This is a genomic window from Paenibacillus selenitireducens (genome assembly GCF_002021565.1).
Lineage (GTDB): Bacteria > Bacillota > Bacilli > Paenibacillales > Paenibacillaceae > Paenibacillus_K > Paenibacillus_K selenitireducens.
The window spans coordinates 17,990-43,673 of sequence record NZ_MSZX01000009.1; the positions used below are offsets into that span (position 1 = coordinate 17,990).

General features: G+C 45.6%; 16 protein-coding genes and 2 pseudogenes. 2 read left to right on the top strand and 16 right to left on the bottom strand.

Annotated features, from left to right (window positions below; genetic code table 11):
• The first annotated feature begins 106 nt into the window (after nucleotides 1-106).
• Complete coding sequence (locus tag BVG16_RS21075) at nucleotides 107-2,356, top strand: FAD-dependent oxidoreductase (protein WP_078501177.1); 2,250 nt, start codon at nucleotides 107-109, stop codon at nucleotides 2,354-2,356.
• Nucleotides 2,357-2,451: 95 nt separating this feature from the next.
• Here the strand turns inward: BVG16_RS21075 and BVG16_RS34210 are convergent.
• The 9 genes and pseudogenes from BVG16_RS34210 to BVG16_RS21115 form a co-directional block, all read right to left on the bottom strand.
• A pseudogene (locus BVG16_RS34210) lies at nucleotides 2,452-3,027 on the bottom strand (chitinase N-terminal domain-containing protein); the annotation flags it as partial.
• Between the two features lie 240 nt (nucleotides 3,028-3,267).
• Nucleotides 3,268-7,128, bottom strand: a pseudogene (locus BVG16_RS21080) (CBM96 family carbohydrate-binding protein); the annotation flags it as partial.
• 137 nt (nucleotides 7,129-7,265) lie between these two features.
• Complete coding sequence (locus tag BVG16_RS21085; protein ID WP_078501179.1) at nucleotides 7,266-8,999, bottom strand: hypothetical protein; 1,734 nt, start codon at nucleotides 8,997-8,999, stop codon at nucleotides 7,266-7,268.
• An 84-nt stretch (nucleotides 9,000-9,083) separates the two neighbouring features.
• A complete protein-coding gene (locus BVG16_RS21090; protein ID WP_078501180.1) occupies nucleotides 9,084-10,682 on the bottom strand; it encodes an extracellular solute-binding protein in 1,599 nt (532 codons plus the stop codon).
• 62 nt (nucleotides 10,683-10,744) lie between these two features.
• The gene (locus tag BVG16_RS21095; RefSeq protein ID WP_078501181.1) at nucleotides 10,745-11,635 is read right to left on the bottom strand and encodes a carbohydrate ABC transporter permease; all 891 of its coding nucleotides are present in this window, start codon (nucleotides 11,633-11,635) and stop codon (nucleotides 10,745-10,747) included.
• A 4-nt stretch (nucleotides 11,636-11,639) separates the two neighbouring features.
• Nucleotides 11,640-12,614: an ABC transporter permease gene (locus BVG16_RS21100; protein WP_078501182.1), complete on the bottom strand. Its 975-nt coding sequence runs from the start codon at nucleotides 12,612-12,614 to the stop codon at nucleotides 11,640-11,642.
• A 199-nt stretch (nucleotides 12,615-12,813) separates the two neighbouring features.
• Nucleotides 12,814-15,126: a helix-turn-helix domain-containing protein gene (locus BVG16_RS21105; RefSeq protein WP_158081742.1), complete on the bottom strand. Its 2,313-nt coding sequence runs from the start codon at nucleotides 15,124-15,126 to the stop codon at nucleotides 12,814-12,816.
• A 235-nt stretch (nucleotides 15,127-15,361) separates the two neighbouring features.
• On the bottom strand, nucleotides 15,362-16,162 hold the full coding sequence (locus tag BVG16_RS21110; protein WP_078501184.1) for a polysaccharide deacetylase family protein: 801 nt from the start codon (nucleotides 16,160-16,162) through the stop codon (nucleotides 15,362-15,364).
• Nucleotides 16,155-17,213 carry a glycoside hydrolase family 88/105 protein gene (locus tag BVG16_RS21115; protein ID WP_233147121.1) on the bottom strand — a complete coding sequence of 353 codons (1,059 nt, stop codon included), beginning with the start codon at nucleotides 17,211-17,213 and terminating at the stop codon, nucleotides 16,155-16,157. Before BVG16_RS21115 ends, BVG16_RS21110 begins: the two co-directional genes overlap by 8 nt.
• 216 nt (nucleotides 17,214-17,429) lie before the next feature.
• Between BVG16_RS21115 and BVG16_RS21120 the strand changes: the two genes are divergently transcribed.
• Entirely contained in the window at nucleotides 17,430-18,311 is an 882-nt protein-coding gene (locus BVG16_RS21120; protein WP_158081743.1) for an AraC family transcriptional regulator, read from the top strand.
• 20 nt (nucleotides 18,312-18,331) lie between these two features.
• On the opposite strand, the gene BVG16_RS21125 is transcribed toward BVG16_RS21120, so the two are convergent.
• The 7 genes from BVG16_RS21125 to BVG16_RS21155 form a co-directional block, all read right to left on the bottom strand.
• Nucleotides 18,332-19,123, bottom strand: a complete 792-nt coding sequence (locus BVG16_RS21125; RefSeq protein WP_233147122.1) for a coiled-coil domain-containing protein 22 — start codon at nucleotides 19,121-19,123, stop codon at nucleotides 18,332-18,334.
• Between the two features lie 149 nt (nucleotides 19,124-19,272).
• Nucleotides 19,273-20,649 (bottom strand): amino acid permease, encoded by a 1,377-nt coding sequence (locus BVG16_RS21130; protein WP_078501188.1) that lies wholly within the window; start codon nucleotides 20,647-20,649, stop codon nucleotides 19,273-19,275.
• A gap of 181 nt (nucleotides 20,650-20,830) precedes the next feature.
• Nucleotides 20,831-21,814, bottom strand: coding sequence for an ROK family protein (locus BVG16_RS21135; protein WP_078501189.1), 984 nt, complete (start codon nucleotides 21,812-21,814; stop codon nucleotides 20,831-20,833).
• Between the two features lie 65 nt (nucleotides 21,815-21,879).
• Nucleotides 21,880-22,662, bottom strand: coding sequence for an SDR family NAD(P)-dependent oxidoreductase (locus BVG16_RS21140; protein ID WP_078501190.1), 783 nt, complete (start codon nucleotides 22,660-22,662; stop codon nucleotides 21,880-21,882).
• Nucleotides 22,663-22,679: 17 nt separating this feature from the next.
• Nucleotides 22,680-23,756, bottom strand: a complete 1,077-nt coding sequence (locus BVG16_RS21145; protein WP_078501191.1) for a Gfo/Idh/MocA family protein — start codon at nucleotides 23,754-23,756, stop codon at nucleotides 22,680-22,682.
• Nucleotides 23,757-23,791: 35 nt separating this feature from the next.
• Nucleotides 23,792-24,628, bottom strand: coding sequence for a sugar phosphate isomerase/epimerase family protein (locus BVG16_RS21150; protein ID WP_158081744.1), 837 nt, complete (start codon nucleotides 24,626-24,628; stop codon nucleotides 23,792-23,794).
• Between the two features lie 93 nt (nucleotides 24,629-24,721).
• Complete coding sequence (locus tag BVG16_RS21155; RefSeq protein WP_158081745.1) at nucleotides 24,722-25,672, bottom strand: phosphotriesterase family protein; 951 nt, start codon at nucleotides 25,670-25,672, stop codon at nucleotides 24,722-24,724.
• Nucleotides 25,673-25,684: the final 12 nt, after the last annotated feature.

Below are 25,684 nucleotides of genomic sequence, written 5' to 3' on the forward strand. Positions count from 1 at the left end.
TTGAAATAAAGTATATGTCTATTGTAACTGCATGCATGTTCAAAGGAAAAGGGATATTTTACAATGAAATTGAAGATATTCCACTAAAGTGAGGTGCCTCGTTGCTATGAGATTTGAAACTGTTAGTTCAGACATAACCGTTATCGGCGGCGGATTAGCTGGCGTTTGTGCAGCTGTCGCTGCGGCTCGCTTGGGCCAGACCGTTTCACTCGTTCAAAACCGCCCCGTTCTAGGCGGGAATTCAAGTAGTGAAGTACGCGTTTGGGTATGCGGCGCGACTTCACATGGTGTTCACCGGAATGCGCGTGAAACTGGTATTATGGGTGAACTATTCATTGAAAATCAGTACCGCAACATCGATGGGAATCCGTATATTTGGGATGTGATTGTCCTCGAAAAGGTGAAAGCAGAACGTAATATAACGCTTTTCCTGAATACGGATGTGCATGAAGTCGAAGCCAGTGGCAATGAAGACAACCGATGGATAACCTCCGTAATCGGCTGGATGATGGGGTCGGAACGGCGTATACGCTTTGAGAGTAAGATCTACCTCGACTGTACGGGTGACGGTTTGGTCGGTTTCCTTGCTGGTGCCAAACACCGTCTCGGCCGTGAGGCACAGGAAGAATTCAATGAGGATTGGGCACCGCTAGTACCTGATGACATCACATTGGGCAGCACGCTTCTCTTCTACACGAAAGATGCCGGCCGATCTGTGAAATATATCGCGCCTAGCTTCGCCAAGGACATTACGAAGACATCCATTCCCATGAATCGCGTCATTCGCAGCGGCGACAACGGCTGTGCTTACTGGTGGATCGAATGGGGCGGTGAACTTGACACGGTGCATGATAATGAGCAAATTCGTGATGAATTGTCCTCTGTCATTTACGGGATTTGGGACTATATCAAAAACTCCGGCAAGTTCGACGCCGACAACTTAACGTTGGAATGGATTGGCTCTGTACCGGGCAAAAGGGAATACCGTCGCTTCGTCGGCGATTACGTACTCAACCAGAATGATATCATCGCACAGGAGACATTCGAGGACCGCGTCGCGTTCGGCGGCTGGTCGATTGACTTGCATCCGCCGCAAGGGATGTATGCGACAGCCGAGGGATCGAAGCATCTGCACATGGATGGAAGCTACCACATCCCGTTCCGCTCGCTCTACTCCATGAATGTGCAGAACATGCTCATGGCAGGCCGCAACATCAGCGCCTCTCATGTTGCCTTCGGGACGACGCGCGTCATGGCGACCTGCGCGGTTATTGGCGAAGCAGCAGGTACCGGCGCAGCGCTGTGCGTTCAGAAAGGTGTCTCGCCGCGCATGCTGCAAGCCAAATACCTGGGTGAACTGCAGCAGACACTGCTTCGCCAAGATGCTTCGGTGCTTGGCCTGAAGAATACGGATGCAGCCGATCTTGCGCTTCGTGCCAAATTGACGGCCTCAAGCACGTTAACGCGGCTAGTGCGGGAAGAATCGATTGGAACAATGCCGCTAGATACTGATCTGGGATTCATCGTCCCTGCTGAACCCGGCATAGACGGTATTGAGCTGCTTGTCGACGCAGCGCATGACACAGAACTGACTGTCGAGCTGTGGAGCACGGGCAAGCCGCAAAACTACGTGCCCCACACGCTTGAGGGGGCATGCAAGATTGTCGTTTCAGCTGGAGAAAAGCAATGGGCGCGGGCTAGTCTTTCATGGCATCCGAAAATAGCGCAGAATGCATTCATTATTGTGAAGCAGAATGCAGATGCCTCCCTACATCTGTCCGATCGACCATTATCCGGCGTCCTCTCTTTCAAACACACCACAAATGAGCAAAGCTTCAAAGATTCTGGCGATATGTACCACCACCAGCCCGTTGTAGAGTGGAGCGGCCATTCTTTTGTGCGAAAGCCCTTTTGCTTCCGGCTGTGTTCACCGACTTTAGCACTTGCCGCTGATAAAGCGACGGATGGCTATACTCGCCCTTATGGCGGCCCACACATGTGGTCATCGCAAGCGATGGAGCCAGGAACACCGGAGTGGTTAGAACTTAGCTGGCAGGAACCTCTTCAGATCCGATGCGTCCATATCACGTTTAATGACGATGTGAATGAAGATTTAATTAATTTACATCACCATCGTACTACTTTTGAGGTTATTCCTGAGCTCGCTAAAGACTATCAAGTTCAAGCTTGGGTCAAGGGCGAATGGATCACTGTAGCCAAAGAGTCTGGCAACCATACGCGCAAAAAAATCCATAAGCTTGAAGCTCCCATACGTACAGAAAAGCTTCGCATTGTCATATCATCCACGAACGGTAGCATGCGAGCGGAAATCGTAGAAGTACGCTGTTACGAATAAAACACGAAAAGACGCCCTCGCAGGTACGGGCGTTTTTCGTGTTCGACATTCAAATTGCCAATCCTAATAAGGATCCGCACGAAAACAGTTAGACATCAATTCACTTTCACAATCATCGTTGCACTCGATGTAATACCGGCATCGTTAACAAGCTCGCATCGATATTCATACGTACCCTTCGGTTTTCCATGGATTTCCGTTACCACCGATTGCGCTTGCGGCGACTTATTTGAGAGCGTTTGCGTATCGATGAGAACGCCGTTCTCATACAGCCGGTACGTCGATCCATTCGTTCCCCACCACATGTTCATGCTGACTTTGAAATTTCCATCCCCATCCCAGTTGTCATTCGAAAGCACCGGTTTGCCCGGCTCCGCATCAGTCACACGAACAGTTAGAACGTCGCTTCGCGTCGTACCGAACGCATTCGTCAGCTCTGCGACATATCGATACGTGCCGTTTACCTTGTATGTAACGGACGTAACCGTGGATTGGGCTTGGGGTGAAGCGTCGTTAAGCATTTGCGTATCTATGAGTGCGTCGTTCTCATACAGTTTGTAGGTCGTGCCGTTATTCCCCCACCACAAGTTCATCTTAACTTCATAGGACCCATCCATTATTCCTGTATCATAGCCGTTATTGGACGATAGTACAGGTTTTCCCGGTGCCCCAGTAGCGTTCGTCACAATATTATTCACATTCGCCGTCGCCGTGCCCTGGTTACCGGCAGCATCGACGAATTCGAACGTAAAGCTTCCATTCTCCAAAAACGTATAACTGTCTGCCCCTCCGTTGTTCGTTATCGTAACCGGCTCGCTTGGCGTGATCGTGGCGATAACCGCTTGTTTAGTTGGCTCCGTCATGCTGTATGCGATCGTAGCCGTCGGCGCGGTCCTATCGATGCGGAAGGTGATCGTCTGGTTCGCTTCGACATTTCCTGCTTGATCGGTTGACCTATAATTGATGGTATGAGTACCGTCTAGCTCAAACGTCAGGGGTGCCGTGTAAGGCAGCCAAATCTCACCGCCGTCTAGGCTATATACAGTCTCTGCTACGCCGGATTTATCATCCGTCGCGCTCAGATTTACCTGAACCCCGCTTACATACCAGCCGTTCCGTTCCGTCCCTTCTAATGAAGCGACAGTCGTCGGCGGGGTCTTGTCGATACTGATTCCCCCGGAACCCATTAATAGAATAGCTCGGAATTTCGTCGGATCCTTCGATCCGCCGATTCCAGACCCCCACTCGATGTAGCCATCCCGACTTCCTTCATCATTCTCATTCACCAGCATAGAGAAGCTGATTACATTTCCTTCAGCAGGTATTATGGGCTCGAACTCTCTCCATGGCATTTTCAACCGATATTTCGTTAGCTTAAGGTCCTCATCGCGGGTAATTTTGAGGTCCATGTCGCCGTTATCATGAATGCCGAGAGGAATCCCTTGCGGCGCATTATAACAATAAATCTGCGGTCCTTGCGGTGTAAGCGAGATTCCGAACTCGTAATTGTAGGTGACGGTTCCCGGAATCCCTCCTGCCATGCCGAACTGGATGCTGTCATTTTTGTAGAGTTCTTGGCCGACCAATGGATATTGGAATACGTCGTCGATAATATCCGCATCCAGATAGAAGTTCGTCTCATCCCATGTCAGATTAAAGCTTCCACTTAAATCTTCTGGCCCTGTGTAGCTGCCCGCTTTTATTCTGTTCGTGCCAGAACTCAAATCAATCGAAACGGGTTCAGCAGCTCCTCCTCTGTATGCTACGCGATTAAAATCGATGGAGCTAACGATAGGAATCGGATCATAGCCTTCCAATATGACGTTGATATCCAAGGGATACGACTTTCCTTCCACGAATCCGGGCAACGGAATGGTCTCCGATACGGTACTGGATGGCGCAATCGTCCTTGACTCGGTCTTCCCGTTTAATTCACCGATAGACCAATCAATCCTGGTTAACGCAAGGGTTGAATCGGCTGCATGGTTCTCAACCATGACTTGAACAGATGGTTCCTCGTTAGACTTTGATGAAAGATACGGCTTCACTTCAACGGTAACTGGATTACGGAATGGAATATCTGCATAGACAAACCCAATCGAATTGCCTGCTGTGGAATTGAGCTTTCCGCGGACAGATACGTTACCCTCCTGATCCAAACCCGGCACTCGAATTGTAATGTTCTGTTCCGTACCAGCCGCAGTATCGAACGAGACCTGTTGCCCGTTCAATTCAAGTATACCCGTTAAGGGAACATTCTCCGTATTTGTAACGGTCAACTTCAGCTTCGCATCCTCATGGATAAGGGAAGACTCACCCGTCAGTACGAATGTCGTGTCTTTTTCGATCCCTTCAATGGATCCGTGAATGTATACCGCCTCACCGTTCAATGTCACATAAATTTTTCCTTGAACAGGGGTATAGACGGTTTCGTTGCCCATAAAGTCAACGATACGAACAGGCGTCTGCGAACGAATGACAACTGGTGTCGGTTGAACGGCCCAGGCGATACGAATATCTTCGCTGCCCTTTTTGAACAAATACTGATAATAGCTGCCTGTTTGCGAAAGGTCGGAATCAAATACAGCTTCCGACAATTGACGGATCATCACGGCATAAGCCGTAAAGACGGGCTTCGGTGTGTAAGCTCCTAAAAGATCGGCTTTATTGCGAATAAGACCAAAATTATCTTCGTTAAGCGTTTTATTAGTTCCATCGTTCATAAGATCGTACCAATATATTTTCTCAACGCCATTCGCCAAGGAAAGGACGTAACCACGCACCAAATTATCGGCCGCTTTCTTTTCACTTACCCCAGAGAGCGTATTATGAGTCGGCCAACCAATCTCCGAAAGCCAGATCGGCATGGTCTTCCCACCGTTGTATCTTCGAACCAAATCGTTCACATCTTTGAACGATTTCACCATCATTTCGGGATCCTTCGGGTACACATACGGATGAATGGACAGTGTATCCATATAGTTCAGACCGCCGAGCTGCATGACAGACTCCAGCCAAGACAAGGGGACACCGGCCGTAGACATCCCGGTAACAACCGTATCCGGATGCGCAGCTTTAACGGTCTCGTACGTTTTCTTCAGGAGCGGAAAATAATATTCAGGTTTGGAATCTGCCGGCCCTGTTCCACGATCTCCGAAACCGATGTTAAACTCGTTATACACTTCGATTTGCTTCAAAAATCGGTTATAACCCGGTACGCTGGGGTCCGCTCCATTATAAGCATCTAGAATCGCCTTCGCATGATTGGCAAAACCCTCTCTGCCTTCATCCGTATAAGGCGTGCTGTTCGCATCGTAGAATGGATTGGTAAAGGCCGCAACCCAGAGCTGATCCAGCGATTTATCCCGCAAACCATCCATATACTCTGCCGCTACAGGCGAAGCGGGAACGGTATAGACCCCCTTCTGCTTTTCAACGGACCCCCATTCCGAGCCTTCCCTTACGTTTTTGATGCCTGCTTTGGCGATCAGCTCCGTCAAGCTCGGACTCCAGCCCTTGGGGGTCCAGGTAAAATGCGTATTGACGCCAAACGGAGAATCGTTGATTTGGCTAACATCATAGGGCGTCAAGACTGTGAAGCTTGTTACCATGGAAACAGGATCACGGTTTTCCGCTTCAGCTGACGCCTCCAGCGTAAAATACCCTAGCAACGATGACGGAAACTGAATCTTGGCTTCTCCGTAATGAGGTGTTACGACACCAGAAGCCACCAGTGCTCCCCATATATCGATGATTTTCCATGAAACATGTGATCTACCGGTCTGGATTTTCATGCTCAGATCTTCGTTGCTCCAATAAACGTTTCCGAGCTGATTCTGGACCAGTTTCGTTTCCAGTGTCTTTCCGGTAACGATTGGACCGTCTGAACTCCAGATTCCTTCTTTCCCGGCCTCCAGCTTAATCGTGAACGACTCTCCTACAGTCAAGCCGGTTAACGTATAGTCGTAAGTGCTGCCACTTACCGAAGTAGCCACCACACCATTGACGTACACCTTGTAAGCGTCTGCGTCAACAGCTGATGTCCAACTCACACCCATCTCGTCTTCTCCTGCATGGGTTATCGTCACTTGAGGAGAAGCGCCCCAATCCGGCGCATCCGGACTCATTCTGGATTTGGTAATTTGAAGATAAGGTTTGTTGACGGCATTTTCTTTGCTGTTTATGGTCACGTTAAGTCCGTACTGCACATATTGACGGATCAAGAAACTTGCATCTTTTTCCGCCGCAGACTGTCCTTTCACGTAAGAGGTCACATCCAGCGCATACCAATGGGGTGTTCGATTCACGGTAAACGACTGCAGATAATCTTGGACCCCGGGTTTATTATTCCAGGTCGCTGTCGTTTCGCTCCACGGTTCCGAGGTCGTGCTATACACCTCGTTCGTCACTGTCGTTCCGCCTCCGTCATTCGTTGATGCGTATACATACAGCACAGCTGAACCGATGTCTTCGATCGCGGAGCCAAGCTCAAATTTCAACAGACTCTCCCGTGTTAAATCCACGGCGTTTTTCTTTACTAACAGGGACACACCATCTCCATAATTTTTATCCGCATTCGTGCCAGCGTTGACATAGGTATCATCTGACGGATATATCTTCTGCTCCGTTATCAACGGCAGAATCTCAGGACTTGACAAAGCTGAAGCCTGTCGCGGAACGGCCCCAATTAAACTTGTGAATAATAGCGTCAAACAGAGCAGACTTGCTACACTCGTTTTGGCATATCGTTGCCGATTCACTTGTAAACTCACCAAATGTTCCTCCTTCGTAAAATCTCACGTGCTCCGAATTTAATGAAATCGTTTTCAAACGTCTGCAATTCTTTTACAGCTTTTCTGCCCGAGGACAGAAAACTTTTTATGATGTGATCTTTTATCTTCCCTAATTCCTAACTATGAAATAAAACGACCCGCTCAGCTGGCTTTTTCGTAAGTGTCAACGTGACTGCTTGTTCGGGTGTTTCCAGTGACGCTTGAACGGCATGCTCCGATGAAGTTACTGCTGTTCCGATTCCAGAGCAATCACTAGGTTCCGAAAGCGTCAAAGCGAACAAAAACAATGCTTCCTCCATAGCATGGAAATCGATCTCTGCGGGGTCTCCTTCATACAGAATATAGTCCAACCCCATAATCGAACCGTCCTCAACAATTTCCCAGCGGAATTTGCTGAATCCATCCATCGCACCATACAAAGCCTTCACCGATAACATCGTCTTCCCAAGCAGCGTTTGGAACGTATCTTCACCGATTTGCTTCCATGCTGGTACTTTACCAGAACTTCCAATTTCAATCCGGATTCGCAGATCCGACGCCGTCATCCGTCCATGGATGGGATCCAAATTCACGTGAGTATCCCCGCCGTCCAGTGCAAACTGGATGCCGTACAGAACGGAAGCTTGCTCCTGCTGACTTGTATACACCGCCGTACAGAAATCATAACCATCATGCAAAACCCGAAGCTGGATATAACTATGTTCTTCATCCCCTGTGTGAACATAACCCAGCAGATTTCGGCACTGGTTCCACATGACATTGTGATTGAACGTCCCTAGCGAAAATTCAGGGGTCATATACGTATACGCCGTCCGCGTCCGAAACTCATGATAAGGAGGCAAATCCTGCCGCAGCTCCCGCACACCGATGTTAGTAAACAACCCATACAGATGCCTAGGACAGACTACACCTTGCACGTACCAGTCCATTCCGTATACGAAATGCTCGTCACGCATAAACGATATTTCACCTCTACAGGCCATTTGAAGAAATGATAAATGTGATGGAGCCAGCAACGTATTATACGAGCGGGCATGGGGTCCAGACCACTGCTTCAGCAAAGGGTGGAAATGCTCGGCAACCATGAGCCAGGTAGCATCTAGCAGCTCGTTCGCCAACCGCTTTGCCTCTTCCGTTTGCGAGTATGTTACTAACGCGGATAATTCTAGAATCGCCACCGTACTATAGGCCGGGCTATTATATTCCAAGAAAGCCCCGGTTTGCATCGAATAATCGTACAACCGCTTCAGTCGTTCCATACCATAATCGAAATAGCTGCGGTTTTCCAACCATTCTCCCGCGATCAGCGTAACGAATGCCCCCATGATCGAAATATTCGTGTAATCAGGTCCGACGTTTCGTTTGATGATAGCTTCACAGCTATTGCAGATCGCTTGACTTGTTAATTGTTGCAGATCGGCCGGGAGCCGGTTACCATGTCGAATCAAAACTTGGAGCAAACGTTTGCCGATGAAATCTGCCCAATTCCAATCTGGCGGAGACATCTTGGCAAGCGGCTCCTCCCAATACCATGACCATATGCCAAATGTCGGTGAATCCGGCTGCTGATCTTGAAGGGATAGAATGTTTCTTACAATCTCGATTGCCCGGTCTTCATACTGCTTCTCACCGCAATCCAGAATAACTAGGGCGTAGTCAAGCGATTCCCTGATCGGGTGAACGTATTCCGCTTCTTTAATCGTCGTATGGTAACCAGGACTCGTAAACGGTGTGCGAAGCATCCTGATCTCCTCATTGTAGTTCGCATGCTTCTGCTCTAACGATTTCTTTAAAAAAGGGAGCCACAGCGTTTCCTCTTCCTGTACACTTCCGTACTTCATGCTAGACATGAGCATATCTCCTCCTTATCATACCTGGTTGCGATATGCTTCTGGACCTTTTGGAATTCAGAAGCACACCTACCGGGTCCTCTATTATTTCAAGTTGTTTTTATTGGTGTCATACCATTCTTGCGCCAGCTTCTCCACATTTTCACCGCCAAGGCGCTTCCATTCCTTCCGTAACTCGCTCAGCCCTTGTTCAGGTGTCATGGAACTGCCTCCCGTCACGACTTTCGCTTCAATCTGTTGAGCGATCGGATTAAATGTCGCTATTAATTGGGTCAATTCAGGGAAATCCGGGCTAAACGGGATATCTCTGCGGTATTTGTTTTTCATGACCAACTCCAGGGATTTCCCTTTCTCCTTGGCATAGTTTTGAGAAACCTCATCTTTTGCTGCCATAGCCAGGAACGTTTCCGGCCGTAACACATTATCGATCATAATCGCATATTCAGCAGCATAGGAAACTTCCTTCTTAAATTTGTCTGGGTCGGTTTTTTGGCGGACGCCGTCGACCATGTTAAAGTGGACGTTTTCTTCGCCATACTTGAGCGGCACCCAACCATCCTGCAGCATCCAATCGATAAATTGGATCGCCGATTTGATTTGCTCTTCATTCATCTTGCTGTTGAATGCGGTAAATACGCTTGGCGGCGCCTCTTGATACAATCCGTTTTTGCCGTATTTGCTGCTGAACGATTCAAGGGGTACCATTTTTGCGTTTGGATCATTTTTTATCAAGTTATTATTCAATTCTTCGATATCCCAATTTCCAAGGTAGATGCCTGCTTTGCCTGTTGTCAGCAGTTGGACTGAACGCTGGAAATTATTGTCCGTAATATATTCCTGATCAATCAATCCTTCGTCGAAGAGCTTCTTTTGGAAGGTTAGCGTATCCACATACCGATCGAGCGTTCTTCCAAATTGCAGTTTACCATCCTCTACATACCACTGGTTCTCACTTGTAAAAAAGATAGCTTGATCAATGGAGTTAGAACTTGCACTTAACGCAATCGGCACGGTATCTGCTTGACCATTGCCGTCCGGGTCCCCGTCCTTGAACTTGTGGGCAACATCGATAAACTCTTCCACCGTTGTTGGCACCTTCAGACCAAGCTTATCCAGCCAGTCTTGACGGATCCACATCCCGTGATTGGCAAGCGTTTCCCGTGCGAACGAAACCGCATATACTTTCCCGTTAAACTTCAAGTACGGCTGCAACTCGGGATGCTTCTCCAGATACGCTTTGTACGTTGTACTGTATTTGTCGATATAATCGCCAATCGGTTGAATTGCGCCTTGATTCGCCAATTGACTGATGTAATTTCGATCGTATTCCCATATCAGATCGGGTGCTTCGCCTGCTGCAATCAAAGCGTTCAGCTTAGGCTGTGCCTGATTCCGCGCAACGGGAATCCATTTCACATGGACAGGTGAGTGCTCATTAATCCACTTCGTCCAACGATTATTTTCGTAAGTTCCTTCCTCTGTCGGTACTTTACCGCGATCAAACATCGAAACGCTGATTTCTTTCTTTGTGCCCTCACTAACCGTGTTAGAAGTGCCGGGTGTGCCACTAGGTTGCTCCGACGCAGACTTGTTCGAGCCGCATGCGGCAAGTAACGTCACAGACATCGTGAGAACCATCATGGCGGTAAGAGTGGATTTTCCTGCGTGTTTCAGCTTGTTCATCGTTTCATCCCCTTATCAATATTGATCTATATCAAGAGCCTTCGGCCCTGTGATATCAGCCGTCAGCCCTTGACCGACCCAATGAGAACGCCTTTAACAAAATGCTTCTGGAGGAACGGATAAATACACAGGATCGGCGTAACGACTATAACGACGGCAGCCGCCTTCAGTGCCTCTGGTGTCAGAAGAATCTGCTCCAACGCCTCGTTTCCTCCGATATTGTTCAAAAGATTGTTATCCACCTGACTGACCATCTGGTACAGCTTTACCATGACGGTCAACTTCGTCGATTCCGTGATATACAGTAATACGTTGAAGTAGCTGTTCCACCAGGCGACGGCATAGAACAAGGACAACGCCGCCAAAATCGGCTTGCACAGCGGCATATAGATTTGCAGAAGTATCCGCCAATCCCCCGCACCGTCGATGGATGCAGACTCCTCAATTTCCTCTGGCAGCCCTTCCATGAACGTCTTCATCACAAACATGTTATACGTACTGATCAATCCCGGAAGCCAAATCGCCCAATATGAATTCATAAGCCCGAGCGACTTAATCAAAATAAAATTCGGAATCAATCCTGCGACAAACAGCATCGAAATCGTAATGAACACCAGCAGCCCATTCCGTCCTACAAGTCTTTTTCTTGAGAGTGGATACGCCGCCATAATCGTCATGATCACGTTAAGTGCGGTTCCGACAATCGTAACGACAATCGTATTCCCCATCGCCATGATGAGTTGACCGTCGTCAAATAGCCGCCGATAAGCAACGGTATTGAATTCGATCGGCCACAAAAACACTTCGCCGGACGTAATCGCCCTACTGCTGCTGAAAGATGCCACAATTTCGTACCAGAACGGAAACAAGGTTAACAACGAAATACAGCCAAGGAATGCGTAAGCGCTTACCAATACGATTTTATTTGAGATTCCTCTTTTCGTTAGGTTCATCGGATTACCATAGCCCCCGTTCCCCGAAAAGTCGGATCAGTCGATTGACACCGAGAACGAGAATCACGCCAATGACCGATTGGAACAAACCGATGGCAGTCGTGTAGCTGTAGTTCATGTTTTGCAACCCCACCCTGTATACATAAGTACTAATGACATCGGCAACATCCAGTACGGAGTTATTCTGGAGGATAAGGGTTTGCTCCAATCCTACGTCCATCATTTGTCCCATCCTGAGAATGAGCAAAATCGCAATCGTACCGCGGATGCCGGGCAATGTAATATGCCAGATTTGCCGCAGCTTGGCGGCGCCGTCGATTTTGGCTGCTTCATAGAGCTGTGGGTCAATCGAAGCCATGGCTGCCAGATACAGAATTGTTCCCCAACCTGCTTCCCGCCAAATCCCTGATATCGTATAGGCGACCGGCCACCAGAACGAATCCGCCATGAAATAGATGGTTTCCCCGCCCGTTATTTTCTTAAGAATAAGATTTACGATCCCTGTACTCGGCGATAACGCAGCAATTACAATGCCACCAAGCACCGCCCACGACATGAAGTGGGGGATGTACAGCATATTTTGCACGATCCGTTTATACCAGTTCCGGCGTACTTCATTTAACAGCAGCGCTAGTATAATCGGGATGGGAAAACCGAACACAAGGCTATACAGATTAAGAACGAGCGTGTTTCTTAAGATCCTCCAAAAATCCGGACTTTGGAATATCATTTGAAAATGCTTAAATCCAACCCATTGACTTCCGAATACACCGTCCGCGAACCTGTAATCTTTGAAAGCAATGATTTCTCCGACGACCGGTACGTATTTAAATAGTAAATAAAAACCGATGACAGGCAAAAGCATTACGTATAAATGTTTATCCTGCAACATTCTTCTCCAGATCGACCGCCTGGATGGTCCGTTTCGTACGACATGCGATCCGGTTTGCGATTCCGCTGTCGCTATCCTCCCCTTCATATTGCCTCATCCTTTCGCATCATATCGCTTCACCCTTTCGCAGCATGACATGCTACTGATGTGTGCTACGATTTAAATTGTAGGAAAGGAAGCCAAGACTGGAAAGAGACGCGTTATACGTTAAGTGACATTTCTTACAAAATACCAGGTCACATTTTATGTGATCGGTGTATTTATGTATGATTTAGCAGCATGACGCTTATTCCATCGCGATTTCGGGATTTGAATCCAGCACCCATTCTCGATGTTCCGACGGCGTCATCCCTGTATATTTTTTAAAAGCCCGTAGAAAACTTCGCGTATTCGTGTATCCAACCTCTTCTGCAATATCGTTGATTTTACGATGCTTATCCGTTAGCAGTTCTTTCGAAGCATTGATTCGCGTTTCGATCAAATAATCAATGAAGTTTTTCTCTGTATGCTCTTTGAACAATTTACTAATGTACGTCGGACTCAGCTCGAACTTGGCCGCCAACTGGGCAAGAGAAAATTCACTCTCTCTATAATGAGCTTCGATATAGGCCAACATTTTCTCGATCAATTTATTGCTGCCCCGCTGCACGCGCTTATCCTCCACTTTCTTCGCCATCTGCTCCAGCACGTTCAGCACGATTTGCTTTATTTCCTGCCAACCATGACAGCGATTGATTCTTTCGTGAAGGTTGCCCATGCTATCTAGTATTTCGTCCGTATCGATGCCCGTCGCAGCAATGGCCTGCAACGATTTCATCACCAGTTCATAGGAAAGATGCCGAATCAGTTCCGGTGACAAACCGTCTCCAACGGCCTCCTGGTACATGAGCGCTACATTCTGTTGGATTTTGCTAACCTCCGTATTCCTGAGGGCTTCGATAATGCGATCCGTCATCTTGATGATCCGGTAATAATCCTGATTATCCGATCCGATCAAATCCTCAAATGAAATAACGGCATGACTGCCGATCACCATTCGATATTGCAGCGCCTTTTGCGATTCGTCATACGATTTTGGAATATCCTTCATGTCACGGTAGCATCTGCCTACACCGGCCGTTACCAGAAGTCCGAACTGATGCTTCATGATATCCAGAACCAGTTCAAGGATCGTCAGAGCCTGCAGATGGTTCTGTTCCACATCCCCTTCCGCAAAACTAAAAATGATCGCAGCACATCCCGAGCCTAAATCAATGGCAACACCAGCGGTTTCCATATTGATCAATTCTTCAGCGACATTACATAGCACATACGTATATAGTGTTTCATCCTTGGAGCTAATGAACCCTTCCTTCTCAATCTCGGCCGTGCAGACGACAAACATGTTCGGAAAGAATGGAAACCCCGTAAATTCTAAATGCCGACTTACGGACTCATATTCTGTTCGATACCCCGTTAACATATCCATCACAATTCTCCACTTCAGAATCGGCTTTGAATCCCGAACTCGCTGCTCCAACTGTTCGCGATCCATAAACATTTGGTCGAACACCGTCTCCAAATAATCAAGTCTAACGGCCTGCCCCGGCTTCGTCGGCTTGAACGCGCCAGACATTTTGCTAGCCAAACGATCCAGCGGTTTAAAGGTCCGACGGTTCACGTAGAATAGAACAGATAGCGCCAGTACAACCATCAGGATGACAATCGCGATCATCAGATTTCGAATCGATTCTAGCGGCTGGTACAGCTGGGTTTCTGGGATCACACTAACAATTCTCCAGCCCGTATAATTGGACATGGTATAAAAAACGGATTGCTTGCCCCCGTTCGATTCGGTTGCGAATTGTCCGCTTCCCTTTTCACCTAATATCCGATGGATGTAAGGAATGTCCGTCATGTTTTTATATAATTGCGATTTGTCATCATGCGTCACGATGTTCCCTTTGTCGTCGATGATGAATGTATGTATACCCTCTTGATTGCCTTCGAACACATCACTAATCATTCGGTAGAGTACATCCTCATTAATATTGACGGCAACAAGCCCCTTCCGATAACCCGGGCTACTAATTAACGGATAGGGACGTATCAGCGTAACGACATCCTGCATTTTTTCCCCATCCCATACCTTGTGCGTCGCAATCCACTTCGAATAACCTTCCATTTCAATGTAGCTTCCTAGCCAGTTATCTTCTGATGCGTTTTTCTTGATAAACGTCTTATCCGTTAAAACGTCGCCACTCGTATGCGAGTAAACAAAGAGGGAGGACAATTGATCGTTGGCATGCACCATGGTTTTCAATTTGTTCGACAAACCGAAGAAATTTGCATATTTTTGTGAGGCATCATCGAAGCTATCATACATAAAATACACGTACTCAAGCTCCTGTGACAAGTTCAGCAAATCTTTCTCTGTTGAGCGAAACACAATTTCGATCTTAGTATCGATCTGCTTCAACAACGCGATATGCGTATCTTTCAGATCCTTCTGCAGACGCCCTACCGTTCCGAAATAAGACAAACCAAAGGTAAGGATAATAATTGCGATAAAAATCGATCCATAAATGATCATGGCTTTTCCAGAAATACTCAAGCGCATTGAATATCCCTCCATAAGTAGTCTATACAGAGTGGTTAACTCTATCGTGAATTTACTATATCATTCTATGAAATCCATGAATATCTATTTGATAGGAAAAAAATCCCTTCTGAACCATAAATCCCGCTTCATTAGAGAGCGTTTATGGACAAAAGGGAATATATCTTTGTTGCATATACGTTATTTTAACCGTTAACTTATCGAAATCAGTGGGCAGACTGACATCCATCGTTTACTATACCAGCTTCGTATGACAGCCGCCCTTCGCTTCAACTGCTGTACCATGGACTTCAAGCCATATCGAATGATAAGAGGGGTTATACACAAGATCCATCGAAGCGGAAAATCGAAGATCTTGATATCCTTTCATGTAATCGACAATCTCCATATTTGTGGCATACCAAATGTCTTCGCGATGGCTAACCGATGCACAAAAGTTCTCGATCAACTCCCAGTTGTTGTCCTGATCGAACTCGTAGCTGTGTCCCCAAACATACATCATATAGAGATGCTGTCTTCGATTTAATTGCTTAAATGTCTCGGTCAGCTCCAGCAGATTCCGATTATGATGGCAAGTCGGGTTCCACTCCATGAAATCATCTGGCATGCGAAAGTCCCCATGACTCAAAACTGTTCTGGCATATTCAATTCCTAGATACGGAAGTATATCTTTGATTTGGCGGTTGAATGAACCGTTGGGATAGGAGAACCCTCTGACCGGGTAACCTGTGATGCTCTCTAGTGCCTTCCTATCTTCGATAATCTCACCTACGATTTGCTCTTTCACACATCTGGTTAGTGTCGGATGCGTCACCGTATGTGCGGAAATTTCGTGACCTCGATAAACCTCCCTGACTTCTTCCAACGGTATTCGATCGTGATGTCCGGCTAGGCCCGAATTCAGATGGAAAGTCCCTTTGATTCCATGCTTATTAAATAGGCTAACCAATCGTTTATCGGCTGTTCTTCCGTCATCATAGCTCATCGTAAGAACTTTATGCTTACCTTCAGGGAACGTAAGCAGTACATTAGCCATAGGATCCTCCGATTTCTACTTGCGCTAGCGATAACAAAATAAGAGTCAACCCTTGCCCATAGAGTGTCGGATTGCACGGAATTTCTTCATAAGCCGAAATGCTCGGCATAACTGGAGTTCCTCCGGATACGCCTTGTACCGTTCCATCGGGTTCGATTCGCTCCATAACGCCTTGCAAAGTCAGATCAACGGCCTCCTTGTATGTAACATCCAGCCAACCCATTCGCATTCCCGCTAACCAACCCGCCGCGATGCCTGCACTCCCTGATGTCTCTGCGTAAAATTCAGGTTGATCCATAACTGTACTCCACATGCCATGTTCCCCTTGATAATGCAGTAGTCCTGCTGCTAGTTGCTGATATCGTTCTACAATTTCATCGGAAAATGGGATCAGGTTACTGATCTCCTCAGCAATCCAGGGAGTTGCCAGTATGACCCATGCATTGGCGCGAGTCCAACGGGCTGAGGACATATGATTCCCTTCTGCACAATTCCAGCCATGGAACAACACACCCGTATGCGTATCCTGTAGCAACCGTAAATGGACAAGCAATTGGAATTCCGCTTCTTTCGCATATTTGCTATCTCCAGTTAACTTTGCAAGTCTGGCCAAAAAGAGTACAGCCATGAACAATGTATCCGCCCATACTTGTTCGGAAAAATGGACATTTTCCGTAACGGTATGCTCAAAGGCGCCTTCCCGTGTTCGCGGTGCTTCCGTCAACATCCAATCACCGATTTTGATCGCAGTTTCCAAATACCATTGGTCGCCGCTGAGTCGATATAGATCAGGGAAAATCGCATACGGCGCCATCGAATTGATTACCTTCACTTGTTCACTCAAATGCTTATTGCGTTCTGTCCATTGCAGCAAATATTCAATTGCTCCTTGATTACCCGCCAGCTGGCCGTAAGCCAGGATCGAGATCACGCCAACTCCCGGTACCCAATCCCAGCTTTCCATATTCATTCCCCAGTTATTCTCCGCCTTATCGATCATCCGGTGATAGACGCGTTCCGCCCAACCCGCTAGTTCATTATTCCCCTTCATATAGGCCATCTCCCTAAATCAAGATTGACACCTTTCAGAAATTCCCTTCAAAGATGCTCTTCCTATAATGTATAGGTTTTGGGTTAACAAAACTTGGCTCCTTGTTCAGAAATTATGGGGAATTTTCCACAATTTCGGGAGATCTTTTGAATGAACCGTGTTAAAATATCCTTACTTACGGCACACCATTCATTTTGGAACAGGAGACCAGATCACATGGGTTCACGCGATATCTCTTTCGACTATCAATTGGATGACACGACGAATCAATTCTTGGACAAGTTCCCTGTCCATTGTCATTTCCGCGACGACATGATTGGCCAGAGCAAGATGCATGCGCATCGGGGCTACGAGCTTTATTTTTGTATGGAGGGTCATGGCAAGCTGCTCGTCGCCGATCGCATGTACTCCTTGCTGCCTGGGGCCTTTGCCATCATAAAGCCATATGTATTGCATTGGCCATCCGTCGTTGGAACAAAGTCCATTCATCGTGTCGTTCTATCGTTGGACGAACATTATGTGCAGAAGTCGTTCGACAACTTGTTCGGAATCGGTAGTTGCGTACGCACCCTGCTTGCCGAACCGCAACCCTACTGGCGGTTATCAGCAGGGAAAATGGCTACAATCCGAGAGCTGTTGGTACAGCTTGCTCGTGAGCTTGCCGATAAACCGGATTTTTACGAGGCTGCTATGCACCATCTGCTTACCAAATTATTCGTCACCCTAGCGAGGGAACAATATTGTCCCCCGGATACAAACAACAATGAGAACGGAGCATTTCATTTAGCGGAGCGTATTTTACAATATTTGACTGCGCATTATGCCGACTCGATCGAAGTCAGCTGTTTGCATGAACGGTTTAATGTCTCCCGCTCACATATGTACGATCATTTCAAGCAAGCAACCGGTCACTCCTTAAACCGCTATTTAACGATTTATCGCATTAATCAAGCTAAACGGCTGCTCATGGATACGTCACTCTCCGTGACCGAGATTGCATCCGCCGTCGGCTTTGGCGATCTCTCGCATTTCTTCCATACGTTCAAGATCGAAACGGGTTTAACGCCAAACGCGTTCCGCAAGCAGAACTGGAACTGAGTATAGTCCCAACAATGCCTTTATTTCGGAAGCTTGGCCTCTGCAGCATAAATGGCACTCCGAATCATCGTTTCCCATTCGTATATTTTATTCTGTGATGCATGAATTTGACTAAGAGCTCCAACGATTAATCTCAATTCTGAAGCTGCCTCCACGGCATCCCCCTGCTTGACAGCTGCTTTATAACGTTTATCTGCCGCAATTCTTTGTTTATTGAAATCTGTTATTTTTTTGTTCTCAGCTGTAATTTGTTTTTTAATCGATTGCACCGGTACTAAAATATCTTTTACAATTTTGGATTTTGCGGTAGCCTGCTTCTGCGCAGCTGTTAACGCATCCTTTTTCAACATGATCTCCTGTCGTGCCGCATGAACAGAAGCCTTCATACGGTTACGCTTGAGTTCGAACAGAAGAACAGATTTATGATCTTTGCGTTTCCTGGCTTCTGTTGTTTTCTTACTAAGATCCGTGTATTCCGCAAGTAGCGGTGCGTATTTTTTCTGACTTTTGTCTGCTTCCGTTTTCAACTTGTCGAGCTTCACCTTGTCTATGAGCTGTACTTGAATATTGATTTCTTTTAACTTCTCATTGTTCTGCTTGCGCAGTACCTGAATTTGCTGCTTGTTCTGTTTGTTGGTTAACTCTAAAGCGGAAAAGCTGTCATGCAATTGATCAATGGTTGTTAACGCACCGTCCCACCCCGTATCTGAAGCTTCTACAAATGATGGTCTAACCAAGAGCAGCAAGAAACTTAAAATTAGAACTACTAGACCGATCTTATATCGGTTATTTGTACTTCTTCTTTGCAACAAATCAATCATCTCCCTAATCTCATATGATCTTCAAAAGAAACGCAAAAAAGCACCCCACAAGAAAGGCTTGATAGCCAATCCTGCGAGGTGCTTCTCCCGCACTCTTTCGATTTGATAATAGTATATATTCGAACGATATGGAATGTCAACTACTTTTCGGAACGTGCGTTCCCATCCCGATTTCCAACGTGGTTGGAACGGAATTTGATAAAAGACGTTACGATCAGGATAAGCAGGACTGCAAGGCAAGTCCCTATGCTGATTCGGTTCTGACTGTCTAACAGGAACAAGGTTGCAATAACAGCGAGACACAAAACTACAAATCCTGTTACATAAGGATATCCCCAAACTTTGAAGGTTGGCTTCACAGGATATTGCTTGCGCAGCTTCAGCTGGGACAAAGCGATACAAATCCAAACCAGAATTACAACGAATCCCGGAACAGCCATCAATATACGGAAAAGCTGATCTTGTGCGATTAGTCCCAACAAAGAGCCGGCAAGCAAAATGACCGCACACAGCAAAAGCGTATTTACCGGACTACCCTTCCGGTTCGTCTTGGCTAGCGATTTAGGTGCTTCTCCTGCTGCAGCCATGGAATATAACATTCGTGATGCCCCATAAATCCCAGAATTGGCCGCCGATAGAACAGCCGTGATCAGGATAAAATTCATAATATGTGCTGCGCCCGACAGCCCGGTCGCTGAAAGCACTTGTACGAATGGACTGCTCTCCGATCCCAACTGATTCCATGGAATTAAACCGCAGATAACCAGAATCGGCAGGGTGAAAAACAGAATGATTCGCAAAATAAAATTACTAACTACCTTGGGTAATAAACGTTCAGCATTCTCCGTTTCATTAAGCGTTAATCCAATCAGCTCGGACCCACCGTAGGAGAACATTACGACAAGCATTGCAGATATTACTGAAGTCCAGCCATTCGGAAAAAACCCTCCGGAATTCGTGAAATTTTGCAAATAAGGCGTATTGTCACTTGGAATAATACCGAATATCAGACATCCACCCAACACGATAAAAATGATAATCATGGCAATTTTAATTCCCGCCAGCCAAAATTCAAATTCTCCAAAGGTACCTACGCTCATCAAATTGATGATAATAATAAAGGCGGCACAGGCCAGACTTAGCAACCATAACGGTGCATCTGAGAACCAATATTGCAGAAAGCTGCCCGCAGCTATAACCTCTATAACACATACTGACAACCACATAAAGCAGTACATCCAACCCATAGTGAATGAGACCTTTTCTCCGAAAGCTTCTCGGACAAAATCCTTCATATTCCGATTTGGATATACAGTCGCCATTTCTGTCATGGCAGCCATAACGACTAGCAGCAGCAATCCTGCAAATACATAGGACACGATAACCCCCGGACCAGCCAGTCCGATCGTTTCAGCACTTCCTTTAAAAATTCCGGTTCCGATCACGCCGCCCATAGCCATAAAACTGATATGTCTAGGTTTTAATTTTTTTTGTAATGATCCCTCTGTTTGTCCCATCCATATCCTCCTGATGTACAATTCATGTATGTTTTTTAAGACGCATATACCAGTATAACCTTTTTTGCAAATTTGTGAATATGCAGGATGTTGCATATTAATTTTGACAAAAAAATAACCGCCAATTTTAAAGACGGTTACCTTTCATTCTTAAACAATATGGAAAAAATGAACTTCTGTTTCAATCTTCTATATACGACATATTTTTTTCAGTTAAATAAATGGCCCATGCACCTGCCCCGATAGCACCTGATAAATCATGAAATTTCGATTGTAAAATGTGTATTTCACCTACGGAGTCAGGGAATAGTACTTTATTTTGATCCAATCCTTCTTGAATCATCTGTACTAAGATCTCTGATTGGGCTACGCCACCACCCAAAATAACGGCCTCAGGGTTAAGGATCGCTTTTAAATTTAAAATAGCATTACATATATAAGCAGCCACGGATTTAAATATTTCTAGTGCTGCTTCATCTCCTTCACGCGCGGCCTGATCGACAATTTCAGGTGTGATTTGGTTTAAATCACCTTGAATCATGGTGCGCATCCTTGTAGCAATCCCTTGTTTAATATAGCGATGCGCCGCTGTTGCAATTGCAGGACCACTTGCGACAGTTTCTAAACAACCTCTATTCCCACAACCACACAGCATGCCATTTGGAACGACGACTTGATGCCCAAGTTCACCAGCAGCTCCCCTGCTTCCCAACAACAATTGACCATCGTGAACAATTCCGCCACCAACGCCAGTACCAAAAATCAAGCTGACAAAGTGATCGTAATCTCGGGCAACACCAAATTTCTTCTCACTATATGTAGCGGCTCTCGCATCATTTAAGATATAAACAGGAAGCTTAATGATGTCTGTTAGAATCGTTCCTAAAACAACACCTTTCCACTGATCTGGAAAGTTAGGCAAAAGTTCGACCGTGCCTTCTTTCATATTGATAACCCCAGGAATTGTTACTCCCACAGCTGAAACCGGGTATTTAAATGCCATTTTCACTTCCAAAATAAGATCAGCGATCCTTTTGATTACTTCTTCTTTGCCCAGATGTGCATTCGTGAGCGTCTTTCTCTCAATTAGGACAGTACCCTGTTTATCAATAGCTACTGCCTTTATATTCGTTCCTCCTAAATCGATCCCAATGAAATAAAGCATGGCACTCAGTCCCTTATCATGTAAATATCAAATCGGATTCAAGTATTCTTAATAGAAGATGTTAATTATTGTGCAGTCCAGCCACCATCTACAGGTAAGGCTACCCCTGTCATAAATTTAGCATCGTCAGACGCCATAAATAAGATGGCTTGCGCTACATCATCCGGGTATCCAATATGTGGTTCTAATGGCTGTAATTTTGTCAAAGCTTCCCGTATTACGGTATCCGTAGCAGCTCTTTGTGACATCGGAGTATCTAATAATCCTGGACATACGACATTAATGCGTATATTATGCTTTGAATAATAGACTGCAGCTGAGCGGCTTAATTGTATAACAGCACCGCGGCTTGCAGCATAAGCATGTGTTACAAAGTGTTCTCTTGCTCCTACCATCCCTAAGACCGAAGAAATGTTCACGATGGATCCGTAGTTTTGCTCTTTCATAATTCCCAATGCTGCATGGTTGGTTAAATATACACTTTTTACGTTGGATTCCATCACCACATCCCAACCGTTTTCCGTACATTCATCCAGTGGTCCGTCTCCAAATTTCCGTCCGCTGATACCTGCAACATGAACTAAAATGTCAACTTTGCCAAACTGCTGCATCGTTTGATCAAATATAGATTGAACATCTGCTGACTTCGTCGCATCCCCGGAAATAGGGACAATACGATCCGGGTACACTGCTTTTCCTCTTATTTCTTCTGCTTTCTCCCTAGTCTTATCTTGACTGCGACCCGTAATCACAACTGCTGCACCTTCAGCTGCAAATTGATATGCTGTTTCTAACCCAATTCCACTTGTTCCACCAATAATGACAACCACTTTATCTTCAAAACGCATCCGGATCTCCTCCAAATTTATCGGTAGTCGTGTGCTATAATATCTTTAATTGTAATCGCACGCTTTTGCTGACTGGAAAGATAACACGCCTCAACCATGGCCATGGTTTCCAGATTATTTCGTCCACTAATCGATGATTCAATCCCGCTCTCTAAAGAAGACAACATCTCCGCCATCGTGTACTCAAATGCACCCGGGAACCAGCTGCCTGATAAATTCGGAGCATACCAAACATCTCCAAGTTGTTTTGCATAAAATTTCATTTTACTAGGTCCACTCGTAGGCCAGCCCACGTTTAATTTGATAACACCCTCAGTACCCTCAATCTTGTAATAGACTCCAAAATCAGGCGAATCCCAAGTAAATCCGTCATCCACTGCAGTTGCCAGAAAGCCTGAATCATACTCTAAGTGATATGCACCGAGATATTCCCCTTTATATTCATTGCCAGGATGTGGTGCCGCACTAGCATAGATACGATCCGGCGTGCCAAACCAATAACGGAATTGATCTAAATGATGAATGCTCATGAACAGGAACATGAGTCTTTCATATTCTTTTTGATAGGGCTGCCAATGCGGCTTAAATCTCAATTGAATCGTGGCCAAAACAGGTTTACCGATATAACCTTTATCGATGATATCTTTGGCAGCCCTGATGGCCGGATCGAAACGTCCATTTTGGTTAACTAATAGGGTAATCCCTGCTTTTTCGCAAATATCTACGATTTCTTTGGCATCCGCGTAATTCGTTGCCATCGGTTTTTGCAGCAAAACATGTTTACCATGTTTTGCTACCTCACGAACAATATCTTTTTGCAAATGAGGCGGAATCGCAATATCAACTACATCGATATTAGGGTCGCTCAGCAATTCTTCCACTGAAGAATAAGCTCTTGGCAGATTGAATTGTTCAGCTACTTTTTTGGCATTCTCATACGAGCGTGAAGCAATGCCACTAACGTGATAACCCGCATTTTGATAAGCAGGCAAATGACATTCCTGAATAATAAATCCAGATCCGATGATCCCTATATTCCATTTTTTCTGAATAGAGTAATGAGGAATATAATCCAATTCAAATCCTACTTCCACTTGAGCACCTCCCTGATCTTATCGTCGATCCCACTTTACTTCGAAATGGATAACGATTCTCTCATATGGAGTTGATTCATTAATTTATCCGTTTCCGTATAACACTCCGCGACCCATTCCACAATTTTATCCGGCTCTGGGGAAAACTCCAGCTCACAGGACACAACACCATCAAAGCCCGCATTTCTTACTTCTTGAAGATAACCGGCGATATCCGCATTCCCTCTGCCAGTAGGCCAGTCATTATGCACTGTACCGTCATTATCAGATAAATGTACGCCGCCGATTTTCCCTTTTAAGCGTCCAATTTCACTTGCAGGAATACCTTGAACATGAAGGTGCCCTAAGTCAACATTGGCTAAACAATTCGGCATATTTACATCAGCTAAAAATTTCTCCATCGTATCGATATCATTCACAAGAGAGTATTTAAACGGTTCTAACTCTACATGCACGTTCATGTCGCACTTTGCTGCATATTCAGAAAGTTCCTTAGCTGCTTCCACCGCATATCCCCATTGAATTTCCGGAGCGACTACGTTCTTTTCCCAAATGTATTCCCCTAACACGATCAACAAGCTCTCAGCTTCCAGGAATACGCCCATATCTATCAACTTCTTGTAACTATCAATCGCATAACGGCGAATATGTGCCTCTAGTGAAATCATTTCTGGATAAGCTGATACCATAGATATGATAGGTAAATCCAGAGATTTGCAAATATCCTTAATTTTTTTCAAATCGTAGGATTGGAAGCTAAATTCCGGGAAAATATCAATCGTATCGTACCCAATTTCTTTAATTTTGTGCAGACCTTCAAAATACTCTACCTTTGAGCCAAACCAACAAGAATTAATACACCCTAATTTCATTAGAATCTCCTCCTTGAATGATTTCAGAATAAACAACATGATATTCAAATTTGAGAAATATTAAATGAAAGCCTTTTCAAAATTACTCCTTACTCATCGAAATTCACGTATTGCAAACGCACGTTTTGGATTTTCTTTGAAGATATCTTCAATAATACGCGCACCATCCAAATCGTTATTGTCAAGATACGACCTTAATTTCGGCATAAATACAGTTAAAATGTAATCAAAGCCAATGCTTCCGCCATAGCCCTTAAAGTAACTTTTGCGTGAAAAATCTCCACCCACTAAGATTTGCGTATGCAGCTCATTTTTTGCAAGCTCAGCGATAAATTCGATCGAACGCTGTTCTGTTTTGTACTGTGGCTTTGGAATCGAATCATAGCTTAGAAAAGCTCCTCTTTCAACGAGCCGTCTATGCAGTTCGAAATCAGCATTTTGGTCCAGGTGGCAAAGAACAATATTTGCGGCGTGTACACCTTCATCCTCAAACAGATCAAGCTGTTCCACCGCCATTGTACCCGCTTGTGTATGCGTGGATATTGGAACTCCTGTTTTCAGGTGTGCTCTTGCGATAGCACGCAAGCCTATTTCTTCCCACGGTTCAATGACATTCATGCTCGTGCCGATTTTTAGTACACCTGGTTTGATCCCGGTTTCACCGACACCGCGTTGCAATTCATCTACTAGTTGTGCGGCTACTTGATCTATCTCTTTGTTTTCAAGAAAGTCTTTATTAAACGTACCGCTGTTAAATCCAGCTGCAGCGATAATATGAATATGATACTTTAATGCAATTTCATTTAATTGGGCTACATCACGGCCATAATCAATGGTCGTCATTTCAACGATCGTATTGCCTCCTGCAGCTTTAAAAAGGTTAATATCTTCGCCAATTTGATCAATGCTGTCCAGAACCATTTCCGGTTTTTCCGCTGCGATGCTTGGTGTAGCATAGGTGTAAAGATGCTCATGGCTATGTGTGTAACCGATTTCGCTGACCGGTATTTTACCTGAAGTAGCTTGTATATAGTTTCCAGTCACTTCGATAACCTC

Excerpts from the sequence above, each read along its gene's own strand:
- BVG16_RS21130 (WP_078501188.1), bottom strand. The coding sequence starts at position 20,649 with ATGGGACAAACAGAGGGATCATTACAAAAAAAATTAAAACCTAGACAT.
- BVG16_RS21100 (WP_078501182.1), bottom strand. The coding sequence starts at position 12,614 with ATGAAGGGGAGGATAGCGACAGCGGAATCGCAAACCGGATCGCATGTC.
- BVG16_RS21140 (WP_078501190.1), bottom strand. The coding sequence starts at position 22,662 with ATGCGTTTTGAAGATAAAGTGGTTGTCATTATTGGTGGAACAAGTGGA.
- BVG16_RS21105 (WP_158081742.1), bottom strand. The coding sequence starts at position 15,126 with ATGCGCTTGAGTATTTCTGGAAAAGCCATGATCATTTATGGATCGATT.
- BVG16_RS21110 (WP_078501184.1), bottom strand. The coding sequence starts at position 16,162 with ATGGCTAATGTACTGCTTACGTTCCCTGAAGGTAAGCATAAAGTTCTT.
- BVG16_RS21095 (WP_078501181.1), bottom strand. The coding sequence starts at position 11,635 with ATGAACCTAACGAAAAGAGGAATCTCAAATAAAATCGTATTGGTAAGC.
- BVG16_RS21135 (WP_078501189.1), bottom strand. The coding sequence starts at position 21,814 with ATGCTTTATTTCATTGGGATCGATTTAGGAGGAACGAATATAAAGGCA.
- BVG16_RS21115 (WP_233147121.1), bottom strand. The coding sequence starts at position 17,213 with ATGAAGGGGAATAATGAACTAGCGGGTTGGGCGGAACGCGTCTATCAC.
- BVG16_RS21120 (WP_158081743.1), top strand. The coding sequence starts at position 17,430 with ATGGGTTCACGCGATATCTCTTTCGACTATCAATTGGATGACACGACG.
- BVG16_RS21075 (WP_078501177.1), top strand. The coding sequence starts at position 107 with ATGAGATTTGAAACTGTTAGTTCAGACATAACCGTTATCGGCGGCGGA.
- BVG16_RS21085 (WP_078501179.1), bottom strand. The coding sequence starts at position 8,999 with ATGTCTAGCATGAAGTACGGAAGTGTACAGGAAGAGGAAACGCTGTGG.
- BVG16_RS21150 (WP_158081744.1), bottom strand. The coding sequence starts at position 24,628 with ATGAAATTAGGGTGTATTAATTCTTGTTGGTTTGGCTCAAAGGTAGAG.
- BVG16_RS21090 (WP_078501180.1), bottom strand. The coding sequence starts at position 10,682 with ATGAACAAGCTGAAACACGCAGGAAAATCCACTCTTACCGCCATGATG.